8 protein-coding genes are annotated in these 10,730 nt (G+C 59.7%); 7 read left to right on the forward strand and 1 reads right to left on the reverse strand.

The window, feature by feature from the left end; translation table 11 throughout:
- The first annotated feature begins 393 nt into the window (after positions 1-393).
- From CRO18_RS06775 to CRO18_RS06805, 7 genes are read left to right on the forward strand one after another with little or no spacing between them, the layout of a single operon-like run.
- Entirely contained in the window at positions 394-4,392 is a 3,999-nt protein-coding gene (locus tag CRO18_RS06775) for a cadherin repeat domain-containing protein (RefSeq protein ID WP_097081533.1), read from the forward strand.
- Positions 4,389-5,039: a hypothetical protein gene (locus tag CRO18_RS06780; protein ID WP_097081534.1), complete on the forward strand. Its 651-nt coding sequence runs from the start codon at positions 4,389-4,391 to the stop codon at positions 5,037-5,039. The genes CRO18_RS06775 and CRO18_RS06780 overlap by 4 nt, the downstream gene beginning before the upstream one ends.
- A gap of 46 nt (positions 5,040-5,085) precedes the next feature.
- On the forward strand, positions 5,086-5,316 hold the full coding sequence (locus tag CRO18_RS06785) for a hypothetical protein (RefSeq protein WP_097081535.1): 231 nt from the start codon (positions 5,086-5,088) through the stop codon (positions 5,314-5,316).
- Positions 5,317-5,334: 18 nt separating this feature from the next.
- On the forward strand, positions 5,335-5,538 hold the full coding sequence (locus CRO18_RS06790; RefSeq protein WP_076483072.1) for a DUF6447 family protein: 204 nt from the start codon (positions 5,335-5,337) through the stop codon (positions 5,536-5,538).
- A gap of 24 nt (positions 5,539-5,562) precedes the next feature.
- Positions 5,563-6,891, forward strand: coding sequence for a TolC family protein (locus tag CRO18_RS06795; RefSeq protein ID WP_212710064.1), 1,329 nt, complete (start codon positions 5,563-5,565; stop codon positions 6,889-6,891).
- 31 nt (positions 6,892-6,922) lie between these two features.
- Positions 6,923-9,052 carry a type I secretion system permease/ATPase gene (locus CRO18_RS06800; RefSeq protein ID WP_097081537.1) on the forward strand — a complete coding sequence of 710 codons (2,130 nt, stop codon included), beginning with the start codon at positions 6,923-6,925 and terminating at the stop codon, positions 9,050-9,052.
- Positions 9,053-9,060: 8 nt separating this feature from the next.
- Positions 9,061-10,365 carry an HlyD family type I secretion periplasmic adaptor subunit gene (locus CRO18_RS06805; RefSeq protein ID WP_097081538.1) on the forward strand — a complete coding sequence of 435 codons (1,305 nt, stop codon included), beginning with the start codon at positions 9,061-9,063 and terminating at the stop codon, positions 10,363-10,365.
- Between the two features lie 171 nt (positions 10,366-10,536).
- Here CRO18_RS06805 and CRO18_RS06810 read toward each other — a convergent pair.
- On the reverse strand, positions 10,537-10,730 hold a 194-nt coding region (locus CRO18_RS06810), incomplete at its 5' end, for a transposase domain-containing protein (RefSeq protein ID WP_143128607.1).

Here is a 10,730-nt window from a genome sequence, read left to right on the forward strand (position 1 = left end):
TGCGACGGGCCTAGCGTGGCGTTTCAAAGCCATTCCCACAATTCCCCCGTTGGGGAATGGACGGACAGGCGCGCAAGCACTGCCAAGCGATTCCGCCTTAGCGCTTGCCAGAGAACAGCCGCTCAACCAATGGGCGGCAGGCGGGCAGAAAAGGCCCATAAACTAAGGTTTTCAGTAATTGACAGGAATCAAGAACCCTCACAATTATGTTGATGGTTGATTTTGCGTAAACCTTTGGCGGCTCGGGAGGGGCGGCGGTGCGCGACAATTGCTATTAGGCCGATTTCCGGCTGTCGAAAGAATTCGAGTGGCGCGCCGCGCGAGGTGCAGAATTTGACCAGTATCTAAGGGCGGCCTTTTGCTGCCCTAAGTTTATTAGGGGCTACTCGTTCGATGAAAGACACCGTCACTTTTGACCGCATAACCGTGGCTGCGGATCAGTCCGCGCTTTTCTCTTCGATCGAACCGATCGTTGCAGCCAAAACAGACGGGTCCGCGCTGCGCGCCCGCCCCACCCCTTTCAAGGCGCAACGTCGACTGGCCCAAGGCGGCATGGCGACGGTTTCGGTGCTCGCCTTGGCCGCTTGTCAAGGCGGAGGCAGCGGCGGCTCCGGGTCTTCGGCCAACGGAACCAGCGGCGTTGTTGTCAAGGGCCCGGTGGAAGGGGCCTTTGTATTCTCGGATAACAACGACAACGGTGTCTTCGACGAAGGTGAAGCCTATGGCATCACCGGCTCCGACGGGAGCTTCCTGCTGGCCGATGGCGACATCGACCCCGACGCCCCCATCATCGCCAATCTGGAAGGGGCGGTCGATACCACCTCGGGCCGTGTGTACGGCGAGGGCGAGACCTTTACCGCGCCGGCTGGCTCGACCGTCATCAGCGCTTATACCACGATGATGCAAGAAGAGGGCTGGTCCGCAGACGCTTTGGGCACGCTTTTGGGGCTTGAGGCAGGGGAATTCGATCCGACGACCTTCAACCCCTATGCGGACGGAACCGACCCCACCCTCGCGTTGGTGGCGGAAGGCCGCGCCCAACAGATCATGGCGATTGTTGATACCTTGACCGCCGTACTGGAAGCCGCAGGCCTTGAAGGCGAAACCGCATATGACCTTGTGCAAGAAGTCGTGGCCGGTCGATTGGACGACGATTTTGGCTCGATCGGCGCGATGATCGATCAGGTGATTGACGATCTGCTCGCCAAGGAAGTGGTGCAAGAAGCCGAAGGTGGCGTAACACACCAAGTTCTTTCGGGGTTGCAAGCTGACCTGATCAATGCCCTCGAAGAAGTCTTGATGCAAATTGCGGCCGTCACAGATTTGGGTGATGGCGAGATGGTCCCAGCCTATCAACTGGTTGTTGAGTTGATTGAACAAGCCAAAGCCGCAGCTTTGGCTGAAGCAAATCAATCCGGCTCAGGGAATATCCCTCTTGGGGATGATGGGGTTGCCGCCGCCATGGTGCAAGACATTGCCACCAACGCCGCCCCCGAAATGACCGATTGGAGCGGTCAGGTGACGGTCTCGGAAGATACCAGCACGCTTGTCGTTTTGACCGCCGCCGCGACAGATGCCGATGGTGATACGATCACCTACGGCTTAACGGGCCCCGATGCGGATAAATTCTTCATTGATGAAGCCTCCGGCGAAGTGACCTTCCTCGACCAACCGGATTTCGAAGAAAAGGCGAGCTTCCGCTTCACCGTTACCGCCGATGATGGTCTGGAAAGCACCGCGCGCCAAGTGACCGTGACGATCACCGACGCCAATGACGCGCCGCGCTTTGGCAAATTCGATAGCAGCCCCGAAATCGCCGAAAATACCGTTGACGCAGAAGTCGTTACGGTCACGGCGCGCGACCAAGATGGCGATACGCTGAATTATGCGCTCACCTCGGGCGGTGACGCGGATGCTTTCACCATTGATGCCGCGACCGGTGTGCTCCGCTTCAACGGCTCCCCCGATTACGAAACGCAAAAAACCTACAAAATCCAAGTCGAAGTCACAGACGGCACTGCCACCGAGACGCAAGAGATCACCGTTTCGGTGACAGATGCCAATGATGCCCCCGTGATGGAGCAATGGCAAAGCAACCTGACCGTTGATGAAAACATCGCCGATCTGGCCTTGGTCACGGCACAAGCCAGCGATGAAGATGGCGATACGCTCAGCTATGCGCTTTCGGGCGCCGATGATACGGCCTTCACCATTGATGCGGCGACAGGCGCAATCAGCTTCAAAGATACGCCCAACTATGAAGAACAGGCGAGCTACAGCTTCACGGTGACCGCCAGCGATGGAAACGGTGGTACGATCGACCAAGCCGTGAGCGTTTCCATTACGGATATCAATGAAGCCCCGGTGTTTGGCGCTTGGGAAAGCGCGCTCTCGGTCGCGGAAAACACCACCAATCTGTTGCTGGTGAATGCGACCGCCACGGATGAAGATACAGGGACCACGCTGGCCTATGCGCTCACCTCTGGCGGTGACGCAGATGCCTTCACGATTAACGCCGAGACGGGCGCGATCAGCTTCAAAACCTCGCCCAATTACGAGGCAAAAGACAGCTACAGCATGACCGTTGCCGTTTATGATGGCCAGAACACGGTTACGCGCGATATCACGGTCGATATCACCGACATCAACGAAGCGCCCACATTGACCCTGTCGGCCACGAGCGCGACGCTATCTGAGAATCTCGGAGACAATAGCATCGTTTTCAACGCGCAGGCGAGCGATGAGGATGCCGGTGATACCGTCACCCTTTCCCTTGAAGGGGCGGATGCCAAATATTTCCATATTGATCAAGACACCGGCGATATCGAGTTTAGCGGAAAGGCGCCCTATCCGGATTATGAAGCCAAATCGGACTACAGCTTTACCGTTGTGGCCACCGATGATGCGGGTCTGAGCGACAGTCAGGATGTGACGGTGAGCCTCACCAATGTCGATCCGCTGGTGCATCTGACGGTGGATACTGCGCTTTTCGCAACGGCGGGCGCAAGTTATGAGGCGGCTCTCTCAACTGTTGAAGCGGCGACCGCCGAGTTTTTTGCAGATCACCCGGCGTGGGGCATGGTGCTTGATGACGTCTTCAGCACCAGTTTGGCCTATTTGTCGCCCACCGTGTCCTCTAACGGGATTACGGTCACAAGCGATTTTTCGGGCAATTCCGTCGCCTTCAACTTCGCCAATTTCAGCCCCGATTCCGTTGAAAGCCTGGTCACCACCATTCAAAACTTTAGTGCGAGCGGTGACTTCAATGATCTGACGATTTCGGGTGGCTTTGTGTCCATGGAGATCAAGGATTCAAATGGCGATCTTCTGGCCTCACTGTCCAATACCGCCAATGGGATGGAGTTCTCCATTGAAGGCGTGACCACGGGCCAAATGGATACGCTGGTGCTCAACGGCAGCTTCGGCAACCAGATCGTTGATTATATTGCGCTTTGGGAAACGGTCGAAACCGTTGCGTTGGACCCCTCCGCAACCGATCTGGACGGGGCCTTGACCCTGCTCTCTGGGCTCAATGACCTGATCGACATGACCGGCATTTCGATGATGGCACAGGACACAACCCTTGCCACCGTCAGCCTTGACAGCACCGATACGGCACAGAGCCTGACATACACGCTGGGCGATCATATCTTCACGATTGCGGTCGATGGCCTGCCCGGCTTGATCGAGGGCATGATTGACGCCGCAGGTGGCGCCGAAGCCTTCATCGATGCCGCCATGGCCGGGTTCTATGTGGAATCAGGAGAATGGAACCCGGGCCAGCAACAGATCGGAGGTACGACTGTTAACTACACGGAGACTTACGAGGAACTCTCTATCTTTTATCATTTTACCTCAACGTATTACGAGTACGGAGACGGTCCCTCTTCCGGTTATTATTGGATTGATGAAGAGAGCAATATCCTAGGCTGGAGCGAAACGTGGGAAGGCGGAATCGATCCGGAGCTAAGCGGAGAACCAAGTTATATTGACGGCTGGGGTTTCGATGGCTTTGGCAACTGGCTAACCGAAGCAGAATATGTCGCGCTTCATGACATCCTCTCGAATATCCAAGACTATCTTGGCGATTTGGATGATGGCATCAATGCGCTCGCACTTAGCATCGACTACAGCATCGCGGGTGATAGCGTGTTGTCGCTGGATGTCGACAAAATCGCTGATTTCTTCGCAGCTGTTCAAGACTCGCAGGTCGGTCCGGGCGATGCGGGCCAGCTCATCGCCGAATACACCGCAGACGACGGCACCACCCCGGTGACGGAACTGAGCAACCCCGGTGAAGATTGGGCGATCACGCTTGTGGGCTTGGAAGCGGATGATCTTTCAAGCTTCGCGGGTGGGTTCCTCGACAGTCAGGTGCTTGCCACTTCATGAGACTGAATTTCGCCTGCCTTCTTGGCACAATCCTTCTGGCGCTTGCGGGGAAACCCGCAGGCGCTTTCGAGCTGTTTTTGGGGGCCACGTCTGACCTCCGCCTTCCGACCTCTGGCTCTGGGGGCGCGGGCAGTGATTTCGGCTTCTCCACCTCTGGCTCAGAGAGCAGCACCCCAAGCAATACCCGCGTGCGTCCAACGCTGTTTGTGGCCGCGCGGCAGGGCTTGCGAGACACTGGCGCAATGCGCTTTGGCCTTGCCGGAGAACTTCACAGCGTTTCTGGCAAGGTGAATTATCCGGAAGGGTTTTACGTCGGGGCGGTGCATTTCACCGATCCCACGCAGGCGCGCCTGACGGGCTGGGATCTGTCTGTCGGTCCCTATGCCACTTGGGCCCCCAAACCTTGGATGGAGTTGGAGGCCGATCTGTTTGTGACGCATCAGCGGCTCAAGCTGAAAACAGATATGGGCAACTGGCACATGACCGATACGCTGACCCGCACCTTCCCGCAGGCCCGGCTTGCCGCAAGTTGGCGGGTCGCGGTTCCGCAACTGGGCGATGGGCGCGAAATGCGTTTGCGGCTGGATTACACCGCAAGCCGCTACGACCGGGCCGTGAACCTTGCCCTTCTGGCGAAGGTGTTTTGATGCCCTGTACCGCCCCCAATACGCGCGCATGGAGCCGTGCCGAGACATGAGCGACAAGATCACGCTTGAGGGGCAGGACTACGAAATCGCGCATCTGAGCACGGGCGGCCAAGCCTTGGCCAAGCAGATTGCTCAGGTGCAACATCACCTTGATGAGCGGATGCGGATGCGCGAGGTGCTGCTGAAGGCGCGCGCCGCCTATCTGGCCGAGTTGCGCGCCGAGGTGGTCAAACAACAGTCGGGGGTCGATCTGTCGCGGCTCCTTGATGACATCTAAAGCTCCGGGAGGGGGCGCATGCCACGCATCAAGATAGAGGATCTCGATTTCAATTCAGAGGATCTGAGCGATCTGGGCAAGGCGCATCTGGCCAATCTCGATTTCGTCGAAAAGCAGTTGCGGCGCTTGCAGGGCGAGGTGCTTGCCTTCCAGACCGCCCGGCAAACCTATCTGGCCGCGCTGAAGGCCGAGGTCGCCAAAACTGCGGCGGTGAAAGGGTAAGGCATGCACAGCGCAATACGCTTGATGACCGGCGCGCTGGTGCTTGCGGCCTGTGCGCCGCAGACCGACGGGCTGCAACTGATGCAATCGGAAATAGATATGCGGCTGGCTGCTGGGATTGCAGAGCCCGCGCCGACCACCGCACTTTCGGGCAAGGTGGCGCAAGATTTCCCCACCGCGCTGCGCAATGCCTTGCTGGCCGATCCTGGCTATCGTGCCGCGCGGGCCAGCGAAGCACAGGCAGAGGCGCAAATTGCGGTGGCCCAAAGTGGGCGGCGCCCGCAACTTACGGGCTCGGCAATGGCGGGCCGGATCGAAGAACATGGCGGCACCACCCCCGACAAGACCACTGGGGCGAGTGGTGATCTGACCTTGACGCAACTGCTTTACGATGGCGGCGCCAGCACCGCGCAGGTGGATCGCAGCACCGCCGAAGCCCTTGTCGCGCGGGCAGAGCGGCGGGTGCAGGAAAACGCGGTTTTACTAGAGGCCGCGCGCGCTTGGATTGATTGGCAATCGGCGGCGTCGCGGCTTGCCGCGCTCGACCGTCGGGCAGCGCAGATGGATGAGATGATCGGTCAAATCGAACGGCTGGCGAGTGCCGGGACGTTTGACCGTAGCGCGCTAGATACTGCGCGGGGAAAAGCGCTTGATGTCAAGCTGATGCGCCGCGATCTTGCCGCAGAACTTACCGATGCACGGATCCGGTTCGAACAGCGCTTTGGGGCCGCCCCCGCACGGCTTGGCGCGGCGCAATTGCCGTCACAAAAACTGCGCCAAGCCCAGCGCGAAGATGCGTGGCGGCAGGCGCCAATTTTGCAACGCGCCGCCGCAGCCTTGATTGCCGCGCGGGCGGGTGTCGCGGCAGCCCAAGCCGGGTTCCGGCCCGAAGTCAGCTTGCAGGTGGGCGCGACCACGCCCATGCAAAGCGACGACAGTTCGGATGTGATGGCGGGGGTCCGGCTGCGCTATACCTTCCACGATGGCGGGCGCCGCAAGGCGCAACTAGAGGCCAGCACGCAAACCGTCGCCGCGCGCGAAGCGGCCCTGGCCGATGCGCAACGCAGCGCGCGGGCAGAACATCGCGCTGCCGTTGCGCAACTGCAAACCCTGCACAGCACAACGGGCCTTCTGGCGCAAAAGGCCACGCTGCTGGCCGAACAGGCACGTACAGCGCGGTCTCAGATCGCCACCGGGCAATCCGATCTGGGGGCCCTGATCGCGACCGAGGTCGAAGCCTACCAAACTGAGGAACGCAAGATCACAACGCAGGCCGCCCTCACGCTGGCGCAGATCGAGATTGCCGCGGGCACCGGTGATCTGGCGCAGATTGTTGGGGTGGACGCCCCATGACTTTGGCGCCACGCATGAAGGAGCGCCGCACATGACCGCTGTGACCAGCCTCTCTGCGGAAGATGCGCAAAGCGCGGGAACCTCAGACCCGATGGCGGAAAAAACGCTGATCTTGGCCGTGCAAAAGCTGCTCGCGCTGTCGGGAAAAGCCTTTTCCGAGGGTGCAGTGCGCGATCTGCCAGACCTTGTGGGCGAGCGGTTTGACCCACGCGCCGCCGTTTCCGCGCTGGCACATCTGGGCCACGACGCAAGCTTTGGCGAAATGCCCCCTGCCGATCTGCGCCCCGGTCATTGCCCGGCGATTGGCTTTGACGCCGCGCAACATGCGGTGCTGATCGTGTCGATTGAAAAAGATGGCAGCGCGCGCGTGATCCGGTTCGAGGGAGAAACCACCGAAGAGGTGCTGCCCGCAGACCTCTGGCGCAGCCTGCTCTCCCCCTATTTCCTGTTGTCTCGCAAAGGCAGCGCCTCGCCACAACGCAATGGCGACTGGTTTTGGGGCGCGCTCAAACAAAGCCGCTGGCTTTATGCGCAAGTGATCATTGCGGCGATGGTGACCAACTTCCTTGGTCTCTCCGTCTCGCTTTTCACGATGGTCGTCTATGACCGGGTCGTGCCAAATGCCGCCACAGAATCCCTGATCGCGCTCACCATCGGCGTGCTGATCGCGCTGTCTTTTGACTTTATTATCAAGACGCTCCGCGGGCAGTTTGTCGATCATGCCTCCAAGCGCGCCGATCTGAGCGTGTCACGGCAAATCTTCGAGCGGATCTTGTCGATGCGGCTCGATACACGGGTGCGCAACTCGGGTGCGATGGCCAGTATCGTGCGCGAATTCGACACTTTGCGCGAGTTTTTCACCTCGGCCACGCTTTTGGCGGTGGTCGATCTGCCTTTCATCTTCTTTTTCATCTGGGTGATCTGGATGATCGCTGGCCCCTTGGCGCTGGTGCACTTCGTCGCCGTTCCGGTCGTCATTGGCGTTGGGCTGGTGCTGCAACCTTTCTTGGCGCGCATCTCTGAAGGCACGATGACCAGCGCCATGTCAAAACAAGCGGTGCTTGTCGAAACGCTCAACGGGCTGGAAACGGTGCAGGCGACAGGCTCGGGGCGGCTGATGCGGCGCCGGTTTGAAGAAGCGGTCGACGCCCAATCCGATCTGGGCTTTCGCAACCGGATGCTGTCGCAACTGGCGATCAACTCGGCGGGCTCGACCCAGCAACTCGCGCAGGTGGCGACCATCTTCTTTGGCGTTTTCCTGATCCAAGAAGGCAGCATCACGATGGGGGCGATGATTGCCGCCGTGATCCTTGGCGGGCGGGCTTTGGCGCCGCTTTCGCAATTGGCCGCCGCTCTGTCGCGCGCCAATGCGGCGCGGCAAGCCTATCGCTCGCTGTCGGCCTTCATGGCCGAAAGTGAGACGCCCGAGGCATCGGCCACCCCCCGGCTCAGCCGCCCGGTCTTGCGCGGCGAGATTGAGCTGCGTGGGGTGAGCTATACTTTCCCCGGCACAAAAGCCCCCATCCTGCGCGATCTGAGCCTAAAGATCCCAGCCGGGCAAAAGCTTGCTTTGGTGGGCCGCATGGGCTCTGGCAAATCCACGCTTTTACGACTGCTTGCGGGGCTAGTGGAGCCGACAGAGGGCTCTGTCTTGATTGATGGCGTTGATCTGCGCCAGATCGACCGGTCGGACCTGCGCCGCAATCTTGGCGTGATGCTGCAAGACAGCTGGCTCTTTTCCGGCACGCTCAAGGAAAACCTGCAAATGGGCTTTTACGAATATGACGACGCCCATCTTTTGCAGGTCGCCAAAGTGGCCGGGGTCGATGATTTCGTCGGACGCCATCCGCAGGGATATGACATGGCGGTGAAAGAGCGTGGCGAGGGGCTCTCGGGCGGGCAGCGCCAATCCATCAACCTTGCCCGCGCCCTTCTCCATAACCCCAATATGTTGCTGCTCGATGAGCCCACGAGCGCGATGGACCGCGCCACCGAAAGCGTGGTTCTGGAGCGGCTGGCCGGTTGGGCGGCGGGGCGCACGGTGGTGGCCGCGACGCATCGCAACAGCCTCTTTGATATGGTGGACCGGGTGTTGGTGATCGATCAGGGGGCGGTGATCGCCGACACCACCCCCGATAAGCTGCGCGCCGCGCAGCGTTAGGAGGCACCATGTCTCAGGCTGATTTCAAAACACTGTCGCGGCAAATGGCGGGGCGCGAGGGCTTTGGCGGCTCGGCGATCTTGGCAGTGGTCCTCGTGTTGATCGTGGCGCTTCTGACATGGGCCAAATTTGCCGAACTCGACAATGTCACCCGGGGCACGGGCCGCGTGGTCTCTGCCGCGCAAAACCAGCTTGTGCAGGCCGCAGAAGCCGGGGTGATTTTGCGCCGCTATGTTACGGAGAACTCTGCCGTGCAAAAGGGCGAATTGCTCTTTGAGCTTGATCCGGTTGAGGCCGAAAGCGAATTCAACCAAGCGCGCCAACGCGAGGCGGCGCTGTCGCTGCGCGAGGCCCGGCTGAAGGCGGAACTGAACGAAACAGCCTATAGCGTCGCCCCGGATCTGGCCGCCCGTTCCCCAGAGGTCGCACAAAGCGAAGAAAGCCTGTTTCGCGCCCGCCAGACCGATTTAGCGGGCCAAATCGCAGTGCTCGAACAACGCCGCGCTCAACGTGTGCAAGACCGCCAATCCGCTGAAGCGACGGTAGAGGCGATGGCGCGCACGATGGCGCTTTTGGAAGAAGAAATCACCGTGGTGGAGCCGCTGGTGCGCGAGAAAATTGCCCCTGCGACGCGGCTGCTGGAATTGCAGCGCGAATTGGAACGCGCGCGCGGCGAACATGACCGCGCGAAAGTGGCGATTGCACAAGCCCAATCCGGCATCAATGAAATCGACAGTGAAACCGCGCATGCCCGGGAAAGCTATCGGCTTCAGGCGATTGACGAACTCACCAAAGTGATGGCCGAGCGGTCAGAGTTGGAAGAAGCGCTGCCGCAACTGCGCGAACGGGTAAGCCGCACCGTCGTCACCGCGCCGATGGATGGGATCGTGAACCGGCTCAACTTCCGCACACCCGGCGGCTACGTCAATCGCGGCGATGTGTTGCTGGAGATGGTGCCCACCGGCGAAGGGCTGATTGTGGAAGGGCGCATTGAGCCCAAAGACATCTCAAGCCTGCGTGTCGATGACCAAGTGCGGATTCGCTTTTCAGCCTATGATTCAGCCAAATATGGCGCTGTCGATGGCCGTCTCACGCGGATCAGCCCCGATGCGATGGTCGATGAACAAGCAGGCGGGCAAAGCTATTATCTGGTGGATGTGGCGATTGAGGGCGAGCTATTGGTCAATGAAAAGCCCGTTACCTTCCTGCCCGGCATGACCGCCACAATCGACATTCTTTCGGGCAAACGCACCGTGTTGGAATACCTTTGGCAGCCGATGGCGAAGGTGCAGGAACTCGCTTTGCGCGACTAAGGCAAAGTGGCGGCCAACCGCACAGATTTGTTGCACAAAGTCCATCTCTCCGCCCGCTTTCATGCAGGGTTGGGGCCAACTGTTCGTGCGGCAAATAGTTAGCTAACACAGCTAAAATTATATGGCTAGATTTCCCCATTACGGCTTGCCATTCGGTAAGCGGTGTCCCGATCACACGTTGGCTGGATAATTCCACGGGAGCAGATCATCGATCAGGCTTTGCTTGTGACCTTTGACGATGGCGGTAAGCGTGGATGAGAGCCATGCGTTGGGATCGACGCCGTTCATTTTGCAGGTCTCGATCAGCGAGGCGATGACGGCCCAGTTTTCGGCGCCGGCATCGTGGCCCGCGAAGAGGGCATTCT

The organism is Rhodobacter sp. JA431 (assembly GCF_900217725.1).
Lineage (GTDB): Bacteria > Pseudomonadota > Alphaproteobacteria > Rhodobacterales > Rhodobacteraceae > Rhodobacter > Rhodobacter aestuarii.

Excerpts from the sequence above, each read along its gene's own strand:
- CRO18_RS06795 (WP_212710064.1), top strand. The coding sequence starts at position 5,563 with ATGACCGGCGCGCTGGTGCTTGCGGCCTGTGCGCCGCAGACCGACGGG.
- CRO18_RS06805 (WP_097081538.1), top strand. The coding sequence starts at position 9,061 with ATGTCTCAGGCTGATTTCAAAACACTGTCGCGGCAAATGGCGGGGCGC.
- CRO18_RS06800 (WP_097081537.1), top strand. The coding sequence starts at position 6,923 with ATGACCGCTGTGACCAGCCTCTCTGCGGAAGATGCGCAAAGCGCGGGA.
- CRO18_RS06775 (WP_097081533.1), top strand. The coding sequence starts at position 394 with ATGAAAGACACCGTCACTTTTGACCGCATAACCGTGGCTGCGGATCAG.
- CRO18_RS06785 (WP_097081535.1), top strand. The coding sequence starts at position 5,086 with ATGAGCGACAAGATCACGCTTGAGGGGCAGGACTACGAAATCGCGCAT.
- CRO18_RS06790 (WP_076483072.1), top strand. The coding sequence starts at position 5,335 with ATGCCACGCATCAAGATAGAGGATCTCGATTTCAATTCAGAGGATCTG.
- CRO18_RS06780 (WP_097081534.1), top strand. The coding sequence starts at position 4,389 with ATGAGACTGAATTTCGCCTGCCTTCTTGGCACAATCCTTCTGGCGCTT.